The sequence below is a fragment of the Ruegeria sp. CE6 genome (assembly GCF_056537485.1).
Map to the genome: position 1 here is coordinate 1,081,623 of NZ_JBQFRR010000001.1, position 18,798 is coordinate 1,100,420.

Annotated in this window: 20 protein-coding genes; 7 read left to right on the forward strand and 13 right to left on the reverse strand. The window is 57.2% G+C overall.

The features are described 5' to 3' along the window. The first annotated feature begins 129 nt into the window (after positions 1–129). The 3 genes from ACR0DK_RS05390 (at position 130) to ACR0DK_RS05400 (ending at position 3,110) form a co-directional block, all read left to right on the forward strand. On the forward strand, positions 130–1,047 hold the full coding sequence (locus ACR0DK_RS05390; RefSeq protein ID WP_480735074.1) for a DnaJ C-terminal domain-containing protein: 918 nt from the start codon (positions 130–132) through the stop codon (positions 1,045–1,047). After that, a complete protein-coding gene (locus ACR0DK_RS05395) occupies positions 1,044–1,388 on the forward strand; it encodes a hypothetical protein (RefSeq protein ID WP_170406831.1) in 345 nt (114 codons plus the stop codon). Before ACR0DK_RS05390 ends, ACR0DK_RS05395 begins: the two co-directional genes overlap by 4 nt. Before the next feature lie 63 nt (positions 1,389–1,451). Further along, complete coding sequence (locus ACR0DK_RS05400) at positions 1,452–3,110, forward strand: U32 family peptidase (RefSeq protein ID WP_480735076.1); 1,659 nt, start codon at positions 1,452–1,454, stop codon at positions 3,108–3,110. A gap of 3 nt (positions 3,111–3,113) precedes the next feature. On the opposite strand, the gene ACR0DK_RS05405 is transcribed toward ACR0DK_RS05400, so the two are convergent. The 5 genes from ACR0DK_RS05405 to ACR0DK_RS05425 form a co-directional block, all read right to left on the reverse strand. After that, positions 3,114–3,737, reverse strand: a complete 624-nt coding sequence (locus tag ACR0DK_RS05405) for a cytochrome P460 family protein (protein ID WP_170425939.1) — start codon at positions 3,735–3,737, stop codon at positions 3,114–3,116. 224 nt (positions 3,738–3,961) lie between these two features. Continuing rightward, on the reverse strand, positions 3,962–5,149 hold the full coding sequence (gene rlmN / locus ACR0DK_RS05410; RefSeq protein WP_170399071.1) for a dual-specificity RNA methyltransferase RlmN: 1,188 nt from the start codon (positions 5,147–5,149) through the stop codon (positions 3,962–3,964). 77 nt (positions 5,150–5,226) lie between these two features. Next, positions 5,227–5,547, reverse strand: coding sequence for a lysozyme inhibitor LprI family protein (locus ACR0DK_RS05415; RefSeq protein WP_170636411.1), 321 nt, complete (start codon positions 5,545–5,547; stop codon positions 5,227–5,229). Positions 5,548–5,704: 157 nt separating this feature from the next. Beyond that, positions 5,705–5,875, reverse strand: a complete 171-nt coding sequence (locus ACR0DK_RS05420) for a hypothetical protein (protein WP_480735079.1) — start codon at positions 5,873–5,875, stop codon at positions 5,705–5,707. Between the two features lie 176 nt (positions 5,876–6,051). Beyond that, positions 6,052–6,585, reverse strand: coding sequence for an invasion associated locus B family protein (locus ACR0DK_RS05425; RefSeq protein WP_170399079.1), 534 nt, complete (start codon positions 6,583–6,585; stop codon positions 6,052–6,054). 179 nt (positions 6,586–6,764) lie between these two features. Between ACR0DK_RS05425 and ACR0DK_RS05430 the strand changes: the two genes are divergently transcribed. Then, a complete protein-coding gene (locus ACR0DK_RS05430) occupies positions 6,765–7,763 on the forward strand; it encodes an asparaginase (RefSeq protein ID WP_223117168.1) in 999 nt (332 codons plus the stop codon). 3 nt (positions 7,764–7,766) lie between these two features. Here the strand turns inward: ACR0DK_RS05430 and ACR0DK_RS05435 are convergent, their stop codons facing one another. The 8 genes from ACR0DK_RS05435 to hutI form a co-directional block, all read right to left on the reverse strand. Then, positions 7,767–8,087 carry a YciI family protein gene (locus ACR0DK_RS05435; RefSeq protein WP_170732582.1) on the reverse strand — a complete coding sequence of 107 codons (321 nt, stop codon included), beginning with the start codon at positions 8,085–8,087 and terminating at the stop codon, positions 7,767–7,769. Positions 8,088–8,109: 22 nt separating this feature from the next. Beyond that, positions 8,110–8,538, reverse strand: coding sequence for an SRPBCC family protein (locus ACR0DK_RS05440; protein WP_480735081.1), 429 nt, complete (start codon positions 8,536–8,538; stop codon positions 8,110–8,112). Next, a complete protein-coding gene (locus tag ACR0DK_RS05445) occupies positions 8,526–8,855 on the reverse strand; it encodes an ArsR/SmtB family transcription factor (protein WP_223117169.1) in 330 nt (109 codons plus the stop codon). The genes ACR0DK_RS05440 and ACR0DK_RS05445 overlap by 13 nt, the downstream gene beginning before the upstream one ends. A 39-nt stretch (positions 8,856–8,894) precedes the next feature. Next, positions 8,895–9,773 carry a phosphoserine phosphatase SerB gene (serB, locus tag ACR0DK_RS05450; protein ID WP_480735083.1) on the reverse strand — a complete coding sequence of 293 codons (879 nt, stop codon included), beginning with the start codon at positions 9,771–9,773 and terminating at the stop codon, positions 8,895–8,897. Between the two features lie 68 nt (positions 9,774–9,841). Next, complete coding sequence (hutU, locus tag ACR0DK_RS05455) at positions 9,842–11,524, reverse strand: urocanate hydratase (RefSeq protein ID WP_010440659.1); 1,683 nt, start codon at positions 11,522–11,524, stop codon at positions 9,842–9,844. Position 11,525: 1 nt separating this feature from the next. Beyond that, entirely contained in the window at positions 11,526–12,317 is a 792-nt protein-coding gene (hutG, locus tag ACR0DK_RS05460) for an N-formylglutamate deformylase (RefSeq protein WP_223117171.1), read from the reverse strand. Next, positions 12,317–13,852, reverse strand: a complete 1,536-nt coding sequence (hutH, locus tag ACR0DK_RS05465) for a histidine ammonia-lyase (RefSeq protein ID WP_480735085.1) — start codon at positions 13,850–13,852, stop codon at positions 12,317–12,319. The genes hutG and hutH overlap by 1 nt, the downstream gene beginning before the upstream one ends. Beyond that, entirely contained in the window at positions 13,849–15,054 is a 1,206-nt protein-coding gene (hutI, locus tag ACR0DK_RS05470) for an imidazolonepropionase (protein WP_480735088.1), read from the reverse strand. Before hutI ends, hutH begins: the two co-directional genes overlap by 4 nt. Positions 15,055–15,135: 81 nt before the next feature. Between hutI and ACR0DK_RS05475 the strand changes: the two genes are divergently transcribed. The 3 genes from ACR0DK_RS05475 (at position 15,136) to ACR0DK_RS05485 (ending at position 18,798) form a co-directional block, all read left to right on the forward strand. Further along, positions 15,136–16,491: a formimidoylglutamate deiminase gene (locus tag ACR0DK_RS05475; RefSeq protein ID WP_480735089.1), complete on the forward strand. Its 1,356-nt coding sequence runs from the start codon at positions 15,136–15,138 to the stop codon at positions 16,489–16,491. Between the two features lie 6 nt (positions 16,492–16,497). Further along, entirely contained in the window at positions 16,498–17,202 is a 705-nt protein-coding gene (locus ACR0DK_RS05480; protein ID WP_480735091.1) for a GntR family transcriptional regulator, read from the forward strand. A 78-nt stretch (positions 17,203–17,280) separates the two neighbouring features. Next, positions 17,281–18,798 carry a malonate--CoA ligase gene (locus tag ACR0DK_RS05485; protein WP_480735093.1) on the forward strand — a complete coding sequence of 506 codons (1,518 nt, stop codon included), beginning with the start codon at positions 17,281–17,283 and terminating at the stop codon, positions 18,796–18,798.

Consider the following 18,798-nt stretch of genomic DNA (forward strand, 5'->3'; position numbering starts at 1 on the left):
AAACATCTTGATGTTAGCAGAACTTAACAGATTTACGAGACAATTCAGCCGCCTCTACTTTTTGACCTGTTGAAATCAATTGATAAAATACATTCATCAAGGGCAAACCCCACATCGACGAGAGGCAAGATGAGCGACGATCCCTATTCCGTACTTGGCGTCGCCAAAGACGCTAGCGAAGCCGAGATCAAGAAAGCCTATCGGAAGATCGCCAAAGAATGCCACCCGGACCTCAAGCCGGGCGATGCCGAGGCAGAGGCCAAGTTCAAAGCCGCTGCTGCTGCTTATGACCTGCTGAAAGACCCCGAGACGCGCAAACGCTACGACAATGGCGAAATTGATGCGTCGGGTCAGGAACGTCCGCAGCAGCAGTATTATCGCGAATATGCCGAGGCTGCTGGCAACCCTTATCGCGGTCACGCGGCTGAACAGGACGATATGTCCGACATCTTTGCCGAATTCATGCGCGGGCGGGGTGGATATGGACAGCGCACGCAGGAATTCCATGCACCGGGCCACAACCTGAACTACTCGCTGCAGATCAGCTTTCTTGACGCCGTTTTCGGAGCCAGCCAGAAATTGACCCTGCCAGATGGGAACCGGATTGAAGTGAAGATACCTGCGGGCATCACGACCGGGCAAACCATCCGCCTGCGTGGCAAAGGGGCCCCGGGGTACGGCGATGGGCCTCCCGGCGATGCGCTTGTGACGATCTCGGTTGCCGATCACCCGGTGTTCGACCGTCAAGGCGATGACATCCACATCACGCTGCCCATCACCATTGATGAGGCCGTTCTGGGTGGCAAGGTTCCCGCCCCTACCATCGACGGTGGCGTCAATGTCAGTGTCCCAGCGGGGACCAGCAGCGGCAAAACCCTGCGCCTGCGTGGCAAAGGGGTCAAGAAACGCGGCTCGTCCGAGCGGGGCGATCAGTTCATAGAACTGACCGTCGCAATGCCAGACAAGGTAGACGATGAATTGAAGCACTTCATGGAGACATGGCGCGAAACCCACGGCTATGATCCGCGCAAAGGAATGCCGTCATGAGCCGCACATTGACCGAAGCCGAACTGATCGACGCCATCGCCCGCCTGACTTCGGATCGCCTGACCGAATATCTGGCCGCTGAGATCGTGATCCCCGAGCAATCGGAGCAAGGGCTGCGATATCAGCGTATCGACGTTGCTCGTCTGGAACTGGCATGCGAACTGCATGACCAGTACGATATGGAGGCCGATGCACTGTCGATGATGATCTCTCTGATCGACCAGATGCATGGGCTGCGCGCCGAACTGCGCGAGGTTTTGAACGCGGTCGAGGCGCAACCGGAACCGGTTCGCCAACAACTGATCGAAGTGATCGGAACAGCGCGATTCCGTCGCAGTTAACGGGGTTTTGGGAGCCGGGATTTTGGCGTAGAAGGCGCCCTTGATCCTTAGCCCGGTATCCCCATGACCCAGTCCAGATCCGAATTGCTGATGCCTGCGGGCAATCTGCGTAAGTTGAAACTCGCTATCCTGTATGGCGCGGATGCGGTCTATCTGGGCACACCGGATATGTCGCTGCGCACTAAATCCGAGTTCTCGCTGGAAGAGGTGATCGAGGGGGTCGAGTTCTGCCACAACCATGGCCGGCGCGCGTACCTGACACTGAACCTGTTCTCGCACAATAAGGACATTCCGAAGCTGGACGAATACATCGACACTGTCCGCACGGTGAAACCTGACGGGCTGATCATCGCCGACCCCGGAGTGTTCCAATACGTCCGCGAACGCGCGCCGGAACTGCCGCTGCATATCTCGACGCAAGCCAATATCTGTTCGTGGTTGTCGGTGAAGTTCTGGCAGGATCAAGGGGCCGAGCTTGTGGTTCTGGCCCGCGAAGTCTCATACCCCGAATTGGTCGAGATTCGCGAGAAATGCCCCGATATCAAGCTTGAGGCGTTTGTGCACGGGGCCATGTGCATGACCTATTCGGGCCGCTGCCTACTGTCGAACTTCATGGCCGAACGCGGGGCCAATCAGGGCAACTGCGCCAATTCCTGCCGCTGGAACTATGGCCTGAAACTGCGTCTGAAAGACGGAACGCATCAGGAGCTGCGCATTACCGATGAAAACGCCGACCTATTCGAATTCCTGCTGGAAGAAGGCTGTCGCCCCGGTGATTTGATGCCCATCGAAGAGGATGATCGGGGATCCTACATCCTCAATTCCCGCGACCTGTGCATCATGCCCAAGCTGGATGAATACTTGAAGATCGGTGTCGACAGTCTGAAAGTCGAAGGGCGCGGCAAATCGGAATACTATGCCGCCATCGTCGCGCGCGCCTATCGTATGGCCATCGACGACTATCACGCCGACCCCGAGAACTGGGACCCGAAGCCCTATATGCGTGAACTCGAAACAGTCGGGAACCGCGGCTACACGCTGGCTTTCCACGAAGGCCGCCTGACCAATTATGCACATGATTACGAACACACAGCCTCGATTGCGCAGTGGGAATATGCCGGGATCGTCACCGAGGTGACCGAGGATGCCTTTCTGGTCGAGGTGAAAAACAAGCTGGAACCGGGGGATGTATTGGATTTCGTCTCTCCGATTTCGCGCGAGACGGTTCTGCTGCGGGTCTATGACTTTGAACGCGCTCATGATGGGGCGCGGCTGAACGTTGTGCATGGCAATACCAAAACCATCATCCGCCTTCCCTTCACCCTGTTCGATCACGAGGATATCGACGATCTGCGCACCCGTTTCCCGGTCTACTCCGTCCTGCGCAAAGAACGTGCCCTGACCGACGAACACTGGAGTCGCATTCGGTTTGACAAGCTGGTTCAGGGGCTGGAAACCTCAGGTCGCGACAACCCTAAGGCCTATACCCGCCGTCGTGACGAGCTGGTCGAGAAAATCGGCGAAGACGGCAATGAGCGCCGCTTCAAAACCAATCGTATCGGAACCGAGGGATGTTGCGGCAAAGGCTGCAACGGCTGTTTGATCTTCTGGCAGGATGAGAAATACGCGCTCGCCCGCGAGGTCCTATCCAAACGCAAACAGGGTGAGCAACTCAGTCGTCAGGAAGCGACTGAGCTGAAGCTGCCGGACCCGGCGGCCTGAAGATCACTCTGCGACACGATACTCTTCGGGTACGTAAAACGTATAGTCCCGGTCCGCGACGGCCTCGTGGCAGACATGGCAGTAATCGACCTCTGACGCGCGAAAGCCCATCGTATCACCGAACAGCGAACCGTCCGGCATCACCATGATATAACGCCAGTCGGCTGTTTCCGGGTTGGTGCCTTCTGGCAGTTTCTCCATCACGAACAGGGCACCGGGATGGATATTGCCCTCATCTGTGACAGTCATGCTGTCTTTGGCCAGGACCGAGCCCGCAGGCAGCTCTTCGCCTTCTTGCAATGTGCCGTAGTTGTGGGCCATGCGGTTCGCATAGCTGTTGACATAGCGCTGCCCATGCGTGGCCGAGATGTAGGGCGCATCGTTGAACAAAGGCCAGTTCTGATAGTTTCGGATCAAGTCCATCTGTGCCGCCGCATAACCCCGCGACATGCGTCGTATCAATGACTGATAGTGTTTCTGCGCTTGCTCCTTGGTCAGATCGGCTGGGTTTTCAATCGCCAAATGCGCATCCTGATCTTTGGTCTGAGCAGATGCCGCGTGGAGAACAAATCCCGAGATCGCCAGAACAGCCGCGATACCCAAGACTTGCCGGTGACTTACAATCATATTGTGGCCTCCCTGACTGATCAGTTCGCCTAAATGCCGCTTTGCTTCAGAAAATGGTAGCGGCCTTAATTGGTGTTACCAGCACCGCCCCGGCAATCTCACCACCTTGTGTCTGTCGGTGAGTTCCCCATCCAGAGCGGGTCTGCGCCGAAGATACCAAATTTTGAACAAGGAAACAGCACTCAATTCATTAAGTTTTTCGCGTGAAGCCACGGCGCATGCCCTTAGCGGTTTAGCCCGGCTTCAGCCTCGATCTGCTTTCGCGATTTCCGGGCCCGTTCGGTGGCCGATTTTAACTGGCCGCAGGCCGCCATGATATCCTCACCCCGCGTTTTGCGGATGGGTGAGGCATAGCCCGCCTGATAGATGATGTTGGCAAAGGCGCGGATGCGATTGTTCGAGCTGCGCTTGTAGGGCGCGCCCGGCCATTCGTTGAACGGGATCAGGTTGATCTTGGCCGGGATGTTATGGCGCTTGATATGAGCGATCAGGCGATGCGCGTCTTCGTCGCTGTCGTTCACGCCATCCAGCATCACGTATTCGAACGTGATCCGTTCAGAATTCGAGGCGTTGGGATAGCTGGCCAACGCCTGCAGCAGTTCCTCGATATTCCAGCGCTTGTTGATCGGAACAAGTACGTCGCGAGTTTCATCAGTGGTAGCGTGGAACGAGATCGCCAATAGGCATCCAATTTCTTCAGCCGTGCGCGCGATCTCGGGTACAACACCCGAGGTCGAAAGCGTGATGCGGCGACGGGACAGAGAAATCCCCTCGGGGTCCATCGCGATCTTCATTGCGTCACGGACGTTTTCAAAGTTGTAAAGCGGCTCGCCCATACCCATCAGCACGATATTTGACAGCAGGCGTGTTTCATCTTTGGGCGCACCCGGTGTTGGCCATTCCTCAAGATCGTCACGCGCCATCATGACCTGCCCGACAATTTCGGCCGCTGTCAGGTTGCGCACCAATTTCTGCGTGCCCGTGTGGCAGAAGGAACAAGTCAGCGTACAGCCCACCTGAGATGAGATGCATAGCGTTCCGCGATCATCTTCAGGGATATAGACAACCTCAACCTCGTGCCCGCCCGCGATACGGCACAGATACTTGCGGGTGCCGTCCTCTGAGACCTGACGGGTCACGACTTCGGGGATTTCGATTACGAACTGCTCGGCCAGTTGCGCGCGATAGGCCTTGGCCAGATTGGTCATCTCACCAAAATCACGCACACCCCATTGGTAGATCCATTGCCAAATCTGCCCCGTGCGCATCTTCGCCTGCTTTTCGGGCGTGCCGTGTTCAATTAGCGCCTCACGCAATTGATCGCGGGTCAAACCGACAAGGTTCATCTTCCCCTCGGGCAGTTTGCGGGGGATGGTCATGACGTCTTGAGTGATCGGCGCTTTGGGCGACATTGGCGTATCTCGGTGGATTCTGGCTTGGGATGCGCCTCTATATAGGAACACACGTAAAGATCAAAAGAATTCGTGCTTCAATTTGCGTAACGCAACAATTCGTCAACCCGCGCCCGGCCAAGGTCAACCCGACAGGCTGTGATGGCGATCCCCGTACCCGATCCTCCGCCGAACGAAGCACCTACCGCTTCGCACTGCGCATCGCGATAGGCCACCCACGCGTTTTGCGAGGCCTCCAGCGCAGGCACAGCGACGACCCGTCCGGTGACCTCGTCCAGTTCTTGTGCGGAGCCGAGCGCCAGCGAATAGCTGGAGTCTATCGCTGTGTTTACCCGCAATTCCATATCCGAAACACAAGATCCAATTTCCACCTGCGAACCGGCGTCAATACACTCCATAGTTGGATCCGCAATTGCGGATATCGGAAACATCAAAAAAACAAACGCCCATCGCATCCATCAATCCTCCAGACAGAGATATCTGTCTATCACAGATCAAGATGCGCGCCCAATCAAGATGGGCCACTAAAGCAGAAACTTAAGCGGCCCATTGTTGTTAGTTTACTGCTGGCGGGATGTAGCAATCTTCTGCATCCAGGGTCTTTACGGGATCTTCCGGACCACATTGCTCACCCGTTATCGGATAGGTTTCCGATCCTTTCTCACAACCTGCAAGGATCACCGCAGACGCCATCAAGAGCGCTGCCAGGTTTTTGCTTAAGTTCATTGTCGACTCCTCAACAAATTCTGAACTAATTAGTTCAGAAAACGGGGAAGCAGGCTTTGACACGAATCAAGAAACACCACTCTACGTGGCGTAAATTTCTGAAAACACACAGGATCGGACCAAACAAATAAAACCCCGCCGGAAAGCGGGGTTTCGGAATTTGATCTGCTTGTGGCTTAGTTCGTGCAGCGCGTTTCCGCGTCTTCAATCGCGGCCGTAAAGCCCAGTAACGAGAAGGTGTCCTTGGTCTGCGTACCACGTTCCGAACGGGCGGTCAGCACCGCCTCACTTCCGCGCTTCATCGCTGTGACGATCTTGGCATCATCCGAGGCGGTCGCAGGCCATGCCCACTCACCATCGGTGAACAGCTCGAACTCGCTGCCATCGACAACCAGATTGACAGTAGAACCAGACGCAAACGGATAGCCGCCGGTAAAGGTCACCTGCCCTTTAACCTCGGCATTCGGGCGATAGAACACAAACAGCAGGATATCGCTGCGCCGAACGGAAACGACCCGGCCACCGCGTGTGTTCACGGTCTCTTTCGGGGCAGATACGCTCCAGCATTCGGTTGGGTCGTCCTCGACAAACACGCTCCAGTCCGTTTTTGCAGCGACGCGATTGGTACTGGTCGCCTGCTGCGCAATTGCCGTTGTCGCCATTCCTGCCATGCACAGGCCCGCGATCACGCGGACGAGCTTTAATCCCATCGGTTCAGCCTCCTAGCCCGACCTATTACCTCATACCCATCGGAAATACGTGCGAACTCTGCCGGTTCGTCTGATCAGTTGCGTATTCCGATGATTGTCGACATACACACACTAACGCAGGTTTCGCCACAGGCGAAAGGGCGATTGGCAGATTTTTGCGCATGATTGATGGGGTGGACATGACACAAGCCGTACCGATGACAGAACTCTGGCGCGGGTCACTGTTGGAAAGCCTGCATATGGGCCATGCAGTGATCTGTGACGATAGTGGTCAGATCGTGCGCAGCTGGGGTGATCCAAACGCGGTGATCTATCCCCGTTCCTCGGCCAAAATGATCCAGGCCCTGCCGCTGATCACCTCGGGAGCAGCTGCAAAATACGGTTTGAACAGCGAACATCTGGCCTTGGCCTGTGCTTCACATAACGGGGCGCATATCCATACTGACCGCGTGTCCGCATGGCTCGATCATCTCGGTCTGTCCGAGCCCGATCTGCGCTGCGGCCCGCAGGAACCTGCCGACATGGCGGCCCGCGACGGGTTGATTCTTGCAGACGATACACCCTGCCAGATTCACAACAATTGCTCAGGCAAGCATTGCGGTTTCCTGACTTTGACGCAGCATATGGGGGCCGGGCCGGAATACTTGGAAATCGACCATCCAGTTCAGCAGGCCTGCCTGTCTGCCATCGAAGAAACCACAAGCGAAACCAGTCCCACCTACGGAATCGACGGGTGCTCGGCGCCGAATTTTGCGACATCACTGGTAGGGCTTGCGCGATCAATGGCTTGGTTTGCCTCTGCGGCAGACCGTTCGGACCGTTCCAGCGAAGCAGCGGTACAGCTCACAGAAGCAATGGTGAAACATCCCGAACTTGTCGCAGGTGAAACTCGCGCTTGTACCGAGTTGATGCGAGCGATGAACGGGCGCGTTGCAATCAAGACAGGGGCCGAGGCCGTCTTTGTTGCCATCATCCCTGAAAAGCGCATGGGCGTTGCGCTAAAAATCACTGACGGCACTACCCGCGCCAGCGAATGCGCCATCGCCGCGATTCTAGTGCATTTAGGTGTGCTAGAGGCCGATCACCCGGCCACCCGCAAATTCATGAACGCCACGCAATACAGCCGCCGCGGGCTGGAATGTGGTGTAATCAAACCCTCACCGGGATTCCCCGGCTGAGGCTTACATCTCGATCTCGTGCACCTCGGCCACTTCGACCGAGCCCGAGCCATTCACGACCATCGGGCAGCCTTTGGCCAATTCGGTTGCAGTCTCAATGCTGTCGGCCTTCACCACCGTGAAACCTGAGGCCGGATTTGATCCGCCATTGTCTTCAACCCCTCCGCTGCTGACCGTGTAGGACTGGCCTACAGGATTTCCCGGAATCTCTAATGAGCCGCCGATTTCCTGAAACCAAGCGCCCCAAGCGGCCATGGTCGCCTCGATCTCGGCGGGATCGGTTGGGGTGTGACCCCCGTGATAAACAAACAAATATTGGGGCATATCGCTCCTCCCTGATGAAAACCTATTTGCAAAGTGCTTCGAGTTTGCGCAGCGACGATGTCCAGCCTTCGTTGTGGTTCGTGGCCGATTCGGCATCGACAAGTTCACGGTGATCAACCACCAGCCGTGATCCGCTGTTGGTCGCGGTAACCGAAAAGGTCACATGGCTTTCCGCACCGCGCTGGTCCTGATCGTCATGCCAAGCCCACGTAAATCCAACAGATTTTGGTCGATCGATATGGGTAACGTGACCCGAGACTTTGAACTGCTGACCCTCGCCATTCTGCATAACCGAATACCAGGGACCAATGCGCGAAAAGTCGAGATCATGTTCCGGTACATGCAACCCTTCGGGCCCCCACCACTGCCGAAGTTTCGCACCATCGCTGACCCATGCGAACAGGACCTCGGGACTAACGGGAAAATCTCGTTCCAGTTTCAGGTCGGCCATGAATTTTCCCTTTCAATAAGCTCTTCCAAACGGTCGAGGCTGCTTTCCCAGAAATGTCGTTTCGAAATCGTCCATTCGGCTATCGCGCGCAGACCCTCGGGCTGCACCGAGTACATCCGTTGCGTGCCGTGTACCCGCTGCTGCACCAACCCGGCCTTGCGCAAAACCTTCAAATGGCGCGAGATCGCGGCCCCTGACATGCCCTTGCCTTCTATCAAATTACCGACGGGCAGTTCGCCTTCGTCCATCAGTTGCTCGACAATCGAGAACCGAGTGGCATCAGACAAAGCGGAGAATGTGACCAGAAGCGTATTCATGGCTTTATTTAACACAATAGTTAAATTAAAGGAAGCCCCTTAGAGGCCTTGAAATTCTGACCTGCCATAGCCCTGCAGATACAACAACGCTGTCAGATCGCCGTGATTTATGCGGACATCACATTCGGCAGCGACCGAAGGCTTGGCGTGCAACGCGACACCCGTCCCCGCCCGACCCAACATTCCCAGATCATTCGCTCCATCGCCAACGGCAATCACGTCAACCTCGGAGATACCTAGGCGTGTTGTGATCTGCTCCAATGCCTCTATTTTGGCCTGTCGCCCAAGAATGGGCCGCTTCACGTCGCCGGTAAGCTTGCCATCCTCAGCCAGCAATGTATTCGCCCGGTTCTCATCAAACCCAAGCTCTTCGGCGACCTTAGCCGTAAAAGCCGTGAACCCACCCGAGACCAGCGCTGCATAGACCCCATTCGCGCGCATCGTGGCAAGTAACGCCTTGCCGCCGGGCATCAGCGTGATCCGTTCATTCAGAACCTTGCCGATCACGCTTTCATCCAGCCCTTTCAACAAGCCCACACGCTCAGTCAGCGCACCTTCGAAATCCAGCTCGCCGTTCATTGCACGCGCGGTGATATCCTTGACCCGATCACCGACACCAGCCTCATCAGCCAGTTCATCGATGCATTCCTGTTGGATCATGGTGCTGTCCATATCGGCCAGCAGCATCTTTTTCCGGCGACCGTCAGCTTTTTGCACGACCAGGTCCACGCCCATCTCTTGCAACTCGCCCCAAACGTCCCAGCGATTGTCGGGAATTTCTGGCAGGGAAAACTCGGCCGCCTCATCGAGGCTCAGCCAGTTCGCATCATCCCCGCCCCATGCATTCCGCAACGACTCAACCAGCGTCGCCTCTAAAGAAGGGGCCGCAGGGTTGGTCAGCAGAGTAGCTACATACATGTCAGGCCTCCGATTAGCGCACCTGCGGGATATCGCAGGTGCAGCATTTTCACCAGAGGCAGATTGATCTAACCGAGAATACCAGGCAGGCGCAGCCCATGTTCGCGAGCGCAGTCTTTCGCGATCTCATACCCCGCATCTGCGTGACGCCAGACGCCTGAGGCAGGGTCGTTCCACAGAACACGCTCCAATCGCCGTGCGGCATCTTCGGTACCATCTGCACAGATCACCACACCCGCGTGCTGGCTGAAGCCCATACCAACGCCGCCGCCGTGATGCAGCGAGACCCAGGTCGCACCGCTGGCCGTATTGATCAGAGCGTTCAACAGCGGCCAATCCGACACTGCATCCGAGCCGTCCAGCATCGCCTCGGTCTCGCGGTTCGGGCTGGCGACCGAGCCCGAGTCCAAGTGATCACGCCCAATGACAACAGGCGCTTTCAACTCGCCATTGGCAACCATTTCGTTGAAGGCCAACCCCGCGCGGTGGCGATCTCCAAGGCCGATCCAGCATATACGTGCGGGCAGACCCTGAAACGCAATGCGTTCCTGTGCCATATCCAGCCAACGATGCAGATGCTCGTTCTCGGGGAACAGCTCCTTCATCTTGGCGTCGGTCTTGTAGATATCCTCGGGGTCACCCGACAATGCACACCAGCGGAACGGGCCGATGCCCTTGCAGAACAGCGGCCGGATATAGGCGGGCACAAAGCCGGGGAATGCAAAGGCATTCTCCAAGCCTTCATCCTGCGCCACCTGACGGATGTTGTTGCCGTAATCCAGCGTCGGAACGCCCGCGTTCCAGAAATCGACCATTGCAGCGACATGCTGTTTCATCGAGGCACGGGCGGCCTTTTCAACCGCTTTAGGATCAGTTTCGCGCTTGTCCTTCCACTGCGCCATGCTCCAGCCAATCGGCAGATACCCATTGATCGGGTCATGGGCGCTGGTTTGGTCAGTGACGATATCGGGGCGCATGCCACCGGCCTGCATCCGCGCATAAATTTCGGGGAACACCTCAGCCGCATTGCCTAGCAGACCCACAGATTTCGCCTCGCCCGCCTTGGTCCAGCGGTCGATCATCTCAAGCGCTTCGTCGAGAGTCTCGGCTTTTTCGTCCAGATACTTGGTGCGCAGGCGGAAATCGATAGAATCCGGATTGCACTCGACCGCCAAACAACTGGCCCCGGCGAACACTGCCGCCAGAGGCTGTGCGCCACCCATGCCGCCCAGACCGCCGGTCAGAATCCACTTGCCAGTCAAGTCGCCGCCATAGTGCTGACGGCCAGCCTCGGCAAAGGTTTCGTAGGTGCCCTGTACGATGCCCTGCGTACCGATATAGATCCACGAACCGGCCGTCATCTGGCCGTACATCATCAGCCCCTTCTTATCGAGCTCGTTGAAGTGATCCCAATTGGCCCAATGAGGCACGATGTTTGAGTTGGCGATCAGAACCCGAGGCGCATCCTTATGGGTGCGGATGATCGCCACCGGTTTGCCCGACTGGACGATCAGGGTTTCATCCTCTTCCAGATCTTTCAGCCCTGCGACGATCCGGTCGAAATCGTTCCATGTCCGCGCCGCGCGACCGATGCCGCCATAAACCACCAGCTCGTGCGGGTTTTCGGCCACATCCGGATGCAGGTTATTCATCATCATCCGCAACGGCGCTTCGGTCACCCAGCTTTTTGCGTTCAGTTCGGGGCCGGTGGGCGGATAGATATCGCGGGTATTCTTGCGAGGATCGGTCATGTCAAAGCTCCAATGCAGTGTCTTGGATGGCGTCGAGAATATCCACCAACCAGCGACGCAGGCGCTTGGCTTTTGCCTGGTCAAACGCCCACGGAGGGGTTTCGGTGGACAGATAGGTAGATTGCGCCAGTTCCATCTGGATCGCGTGTTGGCCTTCATCAGGACGGCCATAGTATCGGGTCGTCCAACCCCCTCGGAATCGCCCGTTCAGGACGGTGCTGTAAGGGGAGGAATGCGAAAATTCATAGGCCGCGGCCTCAATGCCGTGGGCACAGGTCGCGCCACCATCGGTGCCGATGTTCATATCCGGCAGGGTGCCTTCAAAGAGGAACGGAATCTTGCTGCGGATCGAGTGGCAGTCAAACAAGATCGCAACGCCGTGTATTGCCCGCACCCTTTCAAGCTCTTGCTCAAGCGCGTTGTGGTAGGGCGCGTGGTAAGCGATGCGTCGCGCTTCAATCTCATCGGTTGAGGGCTCCTGCCCCTCGGCCCAGATCGGCTGACCGTCAAAATCGGTCAACGGCACCAGAGTTGTTGTGTTCTGCCCAGGATACAATGATACGCCCGCAGGGTCTCGATTAGCGTCAGTGACATAGCGGTGGATATGGGATTGCACGACCGTCGCGTTGGCAACGAGCCCATCGTAGAGCTGATTGATATGCCAATCCGTATCCGCCAGCGCCTGCCCATTCGCATTCAGTCGCGCAGCAATGTCGTCGGGCACATACGTGCCGCCATGCGGCTGTCCCAGCACGATGGGCCCATCGCCACGCTGAACACTGAAAACCTGCATCACGACAGCTCCGGCATGGGCATTGCAGCTGCCTGCAAAATAGTTCCGCTTTCGACTAGGGACTTCGCGGTTTCCAATTCAGGCGCCAGATAGCGATCATCGCCAAGCGACGGGATATCGTCGCGCAAACGCCCAACCACGCTGGTCAGCGCTTTGCTGGTCGCAAGAGGTGCGCGGAACTCGATGCCTTGCGCGGCGCAGAGCAGTTCGATCCCCAGAATATAGTTCAAATTATCAACCATCCGGCCTAAACGCCGCGCCCCGTGGGCAGCCATCGAGACGTGGTCTTCTTGATTGGCCGATGTAGGTGTGCTGTCGGTCACACATGGGTTGGCCAGATGTTTGTTCTCGCTCATCAACGCAGCCGTCGTGACCTCGGCGATCATCAGACCCGAGTTCAGCCCCGGCTCGGGCGTCAGGAAGGGCGGCAGATCAAAGCTAAGCGCCGGGTCGACCATTAATGCGATCCGACGCTGTGCGATCGCCCCGATCTCTGACAGGGCCAAAGCAATCATATCGGCGGCAAAGCCTACCGGCTCGGCGTGGAAATTCCCGCCCGAAACAATTGCATCCGGATCGGTCAGAACCAGCGGATTATCAGTGGCCGCGTTGGCCTCAGTTACAAGAGTTGCGGACGCCTGCCGGATCACATCCATCGCTGCGCCGGTCACCTGTGGTTGGCAGCGGATGCAATATGGATCCTGCACTCGCGTATCCCCATCACGGTGACTTTCGCGGATCTCAGAGCCCTCCAGAGTGGCCCGCATCGCCGCCGCCGCTTCGATCTGCCCACGATGCCCGCGCAGCGCGTGAATCTCAGGTTGCAGAGGGGCGGTGGATCCCATGATCGCATCAGTTGAAGCCGCCGAAATCACCAGCGCATTTTGTGCTGAACGCCAACCTTCGAACAATCCGGCCAGAGCAAAGGCAGTCGAAAATTGCGTCCCGTTGATGAATGCAAGGCCCTCCTTGGGACCAAGTTGAATCGGCTCTAGCCCAGCTGTTTTCAGAGCCTCGGCACCCGGCATAACAACACCGTTCACTTCTGCCTCGCCCTCACCGATCACCACAGCGGTCATATGGGCCAGTGGCGCAAGATCGCCAGACGCGCCGACTGAACCCTGTGCCGGGATCACAGGTGTCACACCACACGCCAGCATCTGTTGTAGCAATTCGACAAGTTCCCAGCGGACACCCGAAGCACCTCGGCCGAATGACAGCAACTTCAGTGACATCATCAGCCGCGCCAGACGACGCGGCACTGCCGGACCCACCCCGCAACAATGGCTGAGGATCAGGTTGCGCTGCAGGGTTGAGGTATCTTTGGCCGCAATCTTGTGACTCGCCAGTTTGCCAAAGCCGGTGTTGACGCCATAGACGGGCTCGGTCCCTTCGGCAGCCTGCGCAATGCGTGCAGCAGCGACCTCAACCTTGGGTCGGCAGGCGGCGTCCAGCGAAATGGCGGCTTCGGTCCAGTAGATCTGAGCAAGCTGATCCAGCGAAACCTGACCAGGGACAAGCAACAGAGGTGTCATTCCAGACCTCCAAAAATACGTTTATGCAGAGGGTTGAAACCGATGCGATAGGACAGTTCTGCAGGGTGAGTGGCATCCCAGACGGCCAGATCAGCGCGCAATCCGGGCGCGATCACGCCGGTATCATCCAGACCCAAAGCACGGGCCGCGACGCGGGTAACACCTGCCAATGCTTCCTCAGGCGTCATGCGAAACAACGTGCACCCCATGTTCATTGTTAGCAGCAGAGAAGTCAGGGGTGAGGATCCCGGATTGCAATCGGTCGCCAGTGCTATGGGAACATTCTTCTGGCGCAACAATTCAATCGGCGGAGCTTGCGTTTCATGCAGCGTATAAAACGCGCCGGGCAGCAGGACCGCGACCGTTCCGGCCCCAGCCATGGCGGTAACGCCGTCGGCGTCCAGATATTCGATATGATCAGCGGATATCGCTCCGTAAGCTGCTGCCAGCTTAGCCCCACCTAGATTTGAAAGTTGTTCAGCATGCAGCTTCACCGGTAGGCCAAGCTCTTGCGCGACAACAAAAACCCGTTCGATCTGTGTGGGATCAAATGCAATGCCTTCGCAGAACCCATCCACCGCGTCCACCAGCCCTTCGGCATGGGCCGCGCGCAGTGTCGGAATGCAGACCTCGTCAATATAGGCGTCATCCCGACCCGCATATTCTGGCGGAACGGCATGTGCGCCAAGAAAACTGGTGTTGACCCGAATAGGGCGCTCCCGCGCAATTCGGCGCGCCGCGCGCAACATACGCAGTTCGGTTTCGGTATCGAGCCCATAACCCGACTTCACCTCGATGCAGGACACACCTTCGGCCAGCAATGCGTCCACGCGCGAAAGCGCGCCTGCAAGCAGCTCTTCTTCTGTTGCTGCCCGCGTGCCGTTTACGGTCGACAGGATGCCTCCACCCGCGCGGGCAATTTCTTCGTAGGTCGCGCCCTTCAGGCGCATTTCGAACTCAACCGCGCGGTTGCCGCCAAACACAACATGAGTATGAGCATCAATCAGAGCAGGCGTGATCAAGCGGTCACCATAGTCGTTTAGCGGCCACTCGGCATATGACGGCGGCATTGCCGACCGAGCGCCAACCCAAACGATTTCCGACCCATCGATGGCAATCGCACCATCCTCGATCATCCCATAGGGTTGGTCGCCCCCCATGGTGGCTACATGTTTGCTACGAAGAACAGTTTTTTTCGTCATGGCGATTCTTTTGGGCTCCCCCTGCGCTTGATTTTTTCGTATACGGCTAAAAATATAAAGTCTACACAAAATGGAATTACGATGACGGTTCATGCTAAAACGGCCCTGTTAGGCTCTGAGTGGGTGCACAACCTACGAGTCGAAATCGAGGACGGTCGGATCGCTGCGCTGAAATCAGGGACCGAGCCAAAACCCGAAGACACTCGGGTCGACGTGTTGCTGCCCGCTTTGGCGAACCTGCACAGCCATGCCTTTCAACGCGCCATGGCGGGCATGACCGAAACGCGCGTAGCAGGGCGCGAAAGCTTCTGGACCTGGCGTACTTTGATGTACCGATTTCTGGACCGCCTCACTCCTGCACAGATCGAGTCCATTGCCGCATTGGTCTATATGGAAATGCAGGAAGCCGGGTATGCTGCGGTCGGGGAATTCCACTACGTCCACCACCAACCCGGCGGCACGCCTTATGCGCAGTTGTCTGAGCTGAGTCAGCGCATCTTCTTGGCAGCCAGCCAAACCGGGATTGGATTGACACATCTACCGGTGCTCTACACCTATGGCGGCGTCGCGCAAGAGCCTCTGACCGGTGGTCAATTGCGGTTCGGCAATGATGTGGAAAGGTTCCTGCAGCTTGTCGAGGACTGTAAGTCGCTGATGCCTTATGCAGACAGCCAGATCGGCATCGCGCCGCACTCTCTGCGTGCGACCTCGCCTGATGATCTACGGCAAGTGCTGAACGCTACCCCACGAGGCCCGGTGCACATCCACATCTCTGAACAAGAGAAGGAGGTCACGGATGTAGAAGCCGCTCTGGGTCAGCGACCGGTAGATTGGCTGCTGAGCAACTTGGATGTGAACGAACGATGGTGCCTGATCCATGCCACTCATATGACAGACGATGAAACCCGCGCTCTTGCCCGATCCGGGGCTGTGGCCGGTCTGTGCCCAATCACAGAGGCCAATCTGGGGGATGGTATTTTCAATGGTGCCGTCTACATCGAGCAGGGCGGTGCCTTTGGTGTCGGTTCAGACTCGAATGTGCGCATTTCACTGCCCGAGGAATTGCGTACGCTGGAGTATTCTCAACGTCTGCGCGACAAGGCCCGCACTGTGCTGGTACGTGGCGAAGGCTCGGTCGGTCAAACGCTGTATACCGGAGCCGCCCGCGGTGGCGCACAGGCGCTGGGGCGCGACGCCGGAGAGATCGCAATAGGTCATCTGGCCGATCTGGTTGCGATCGATCGAAGTCACCCCACCCTGTGTACTTTGCGCGACGATCAATTGAGTGACGGCCTGAGCTTTGCCGCGCCTGACGGAACAGTGACCGACCTTTGGTCTGCCGGGCGACATCAGGTGCGCGGCGGGCGGCATATCGCCCGCGATGCGATCCTGAACAATTATCGTGCCGCGATGAATGACCTTTTGGAAGACATCTGAACTGATATGACCCAAACCAGCGACACAACCAGCTACAAAGACATTAAGCAAACCGTCCTGCGCCGCATCCGCTCGGGCGAATTGCAGCCCGACGCTCTGCTTCCCAATGAGCAAGAATTAGCGGTCGAGTTTTCGTGCACCCGCACCACAGTCAACAGAGCACTGCGGGAACTGGCGGATGAAGGGTTTCTTGAACGGCGCCGAAAGGCAGGCACCCGGGTCCTTAGCGCACCGCAGCGACAGGCGCGCTTCACAATTCCTCTGGTCCGAGATGAAATCGAAGCGGCGGGCGGAACCTATCGCTACGCTCTTGTGTCATGTGAAACGCAGATCGCCCCAGACTGGCTGGCGGCCCGGTTGGCCCTACGTGCTGATCAAAGTGTGATGCACTTGCGATGCATGCATTTCTCCGGCAATTCGCCGTTTCAGTTCGAAGACCGCTGGATCGTGATAGACAGCGTACCTCAGGTCACGCAGGCAGATTTCTCTAGCGTCGGACCCAATGACTGGCTGTTGCAAACTGTCCCGTTCACCAATGTCGAGTTGACCTTTCTGGCCAGCCGCGCCGATACCACTTTGGCCGGTTTTCTGGACGTTCCCGAGGGTGAACCCGTTTTTACTGCCGAGCGTATCACATGGCTGCAGGGTCAGCCGGTAACGTTTGCCAAGATGTATTTTGCAGCCGGATATCGGATGACAACCGAGTTCTGATTGTCCGGGCTTTACGCTTCCCCAATTCCACGACAGATTTGCTGCAGAATGTGCGCGTCTGCTGGAAAGGATATCGGGATGGGCAACCCGCTTTATGATCGTTTGCTGGGCATCCATGCAGGCAAGGATACGCCATTTTTGCACCTTCCGGATGGTCAGACTTTGACCCATGCCACGTTTCTGGACACGGCGGCCCGTCTGGCCAACACCATGACAGGACTGGAAATGGAACCGGGCGACCGCGTGGCGGTGCAGGTGGAGAAATCCGTTGAGGCACTGGCGCTTTATGCCGCCTGTGTCCAAGCGGGGCTGATCTTTCTACCTCTCAATACGGGCTATACGACGCAAGAGCTAAGCTATTTCATCGAAAACAGCGGAGCCTCACTGGTGGTGTGCGATGAGGCAAACGAGGCAAGGCTTGCCGAGATCGTGCAAAAGAACAATGCCCGGCTTGAAACGCTAAACGCCGACGGTTCAGGTAGCCTGATGCGGCGTGCACTTGGGATGCTTCCGGCCTTTCAGCCGGCCCACCGATCCGAAGATGATCTGGCTGCGTTTCTATATACTTCAGGCACGACGGGGCGTTCGAAAGGGGCAATGCTGACGCAGGCGAATCTGCTGTCGAACGCGGAGACCCTTGTGCAGGAATGGCGATTCACAGATGATGACGTGCTGTTGCACGCGCTGCCGATCTTTCACACGCATGGACTGTTTGTTGCGACAAATGTCGTACTCGCATCGGGCGGGTCGATGATATTTCTGCCGAAGTTCGACCTGGAAGATATGTTACGCCTGATGCCACAGGCAACGGCGATGATGGGGGTGCCGACGTTTTACACCCGCCTGCTAAGCGACGACCGCTTCGCCCAAGATCTGACTCAGGATATGCGGCTGTTCATCTCAGGTTCAGCGCCTTTGCTGGCAGATACCCACGTTCAATTTGAAGACCGTACAGGTCATCGCATTCTGGAACGCTATGGCATGACCGAGACGAACATGAACACTTCTAACCCCTATGACGGCGAACGCCGTGCGGGAACGGTCGGATTTCCCCTGCCGGATGTTGAACTGAAGGTCACAGACCCCAAAACAGGTCAAACCCTAGCAGATGGTGAGATCGGCATCATCGAGGTGCGCGGTCCCAATGTGTTTCAGGGCTACTGGCAAATGCCCGACAAAACCGCCGCAGAACTGCGTGAAGACGGGTTCTTCATCACTGGCGATCTGGGTCGAATCGACGAGGACGGCTATGTCCATATCGTCGGGCGCGAGAAAGACCTGATCATCTCGGGCGGGTATAATATCTACCCCAAAGAGATCGAGCTGCTGCTAGACGAACAACCCGGCGTGCTGGAAAGCGCGGTAATTGGCGTCCCGCATCCGGATTTCGGAGAAACCCCGATTGGCATTCTGGTCCCTGCCCCCGGTCACACGCCAGACATCGAGGCCATCATGGGTGCGGTCCGGGACGCGCTCGCCCGGTTCAAACATCCCCGCCAGTTGATCCTGCTGGACGAGCTCCCCCGCAACACAATGGGCAAGGTGCAAAAGAACATCCTGCGTGACCGCTGCAAAGACCTTTTCACCAAGACCTGA

What these genes read in the sequence shown, in the direction of transcription:
- ACR0DK_RS05400 (WP_480735076.1), top strand. Translation starts at nt 1,452, where the DNA reads ATGACCCAGTCCAGATCCGAATTGCTGATGCCTGCGGGCAATCTGCGT.
- ACR0DK_RS05415 (WP_170636411.1), bottom strand. Translation starts at nt 5,547, where the DNA reads ATGGAGTGTATTGACGCCGGTTCGCAGGTGGAAATTGGATCTTGTGTT.
- serB (WP_480735083.1), bottom strand. Translation starts at nt 9,773, where the DNA reads ATGTATGTAGCTACTCTGCTGACCAACCCTGCGGCCCCTTCTTTAGAG.
- rlmN (WP_170399071.1), bottom strand. Translation starts at nt 5,149, where the DNA reads ATGTCGCCCAAAGCGCCGATCACTCAAGACGTCATGACCATCCCCCGC.
- ACR0DK_RS05420 (WP_480735079.1), bottom strand. Translation starts at nt 5,875, where the DNA reads ATGAACTTAAGCAAAAACCTGGCAGCGCTCTTGATGGCGTCTGCGGTG.
- ACR0DK_RS05475 (WP_480735089.1), top strand. Translation starts at nt 15,136, where the DNA reads ATGACGGTTCATGCTAAAACGGCCCTGTTAGGCTCTGAGTGGGTGCAC.
- ACR0DK_RS05430 (WP_223117168.1), top strand. Translation starts at nt 6,765, where the DNA reads ATGACACAAGCCGTACCGATGACAGAACTCTGGCGCGGGTCACTGTTG.
- ACR0DK_RS05395 (WP_170406831.1), top strand. Translation starts at nt 1,044, where the DNA reads ATGAGCCGCACATTGACCGAAGCCGAACTGATCGACGCCATCGCCCGC.
- ACR0DK_RS05485 (WP_480735093.1), top strand. Translation starts at nt 17,281, where the DNA reads ATGGGCAACCCGCTTTATGATCGTTTGCTGGGCATCCATGCAGGCAAG.
- ACR0DK_RS05405 (WP_170425939.1), bottom strand. Translation starts at nt 3,737, where the DNA reads ATGATTGTAAGTCACCGGCAAGTCTTGGGTATCGCGGCTGTTCTGGCG.
- hutU (WP_010440659.1), bottom strand. Translation starts at nt 11,524, where the DNA reads ATGACCGATCCTCGCAAGAATACCCGCGATATCTATCCGCCCACCGGC.
- hutH (WP_480735085.1), bottom strand. Translation starts at nt 13,852, where the DNA reads ATGACACCTCTGTTGCTTGTCCCTGGTCAGGTTTCGCTGGATCAGCTT.
- ACR0DK_RS05435 (WP_170732582.1), bottom strand. Translation starts at nt 8,087, where the DNA reads ATGCCCCAATATTTGTTTGTTTATCACGGGGGTCACACCCCAACCGAT.
- hutG (WP_223117171.1), bottom strand. Translation starts at nt 12,317, where the DNA reads ATGCAGGTTTTCAGTGTTCAGCGTGGCGATGGGCCCATCGTGCTGGGA.
- ACR0DK_RS05445 (WP_223117169.1), bottom strand. Translation starts at nt 8,855, where the DNA reads ATGAATACGCTTCTGGTCACATTCTCCGCTTTGTCTGATGCCACTCGG.
- ACR0DK_RS05390 (WP_480735074.1), top strand. Translation starts at nt 130, where the DNA reads ATGAGCGACGATCCCTATTCCGTACTTGGCGTCGCCAAAGACGCTAGC.
- ACR0DK_RS05425 (WP_170399079.1), bottom strand. Translation starts at nt 6,585, where the DNA reads ATGGGATTAAAGCTCGTCCGCGTGATCGCGGGCCTGTGCATGGCAGGA.
- ACR0DK_RS05480 (WP_480735091.1), top strand. Translation starts at nt 16,498, where the DNA reads ATGACCCAAACCAGCGACACAACCAGCTACAAAGACATTAAGCAAACC.
- ACR0DK_RS05440 (WP_480735081.1), bottom strand. Translation starts at nt 8,538, where the DNA reads ATGGCCGACCTGAAACTGGAACGAGATTTTCCCGTTAGTCCCGAGGTC.
- hutI (WP_480735088.1), bottom strand. Translation starts at nt 15,054, where the DNA reads ATGACGAAAAAAACTGTTCTTCGTAGCAAACATGTAGCCACCATGGGG.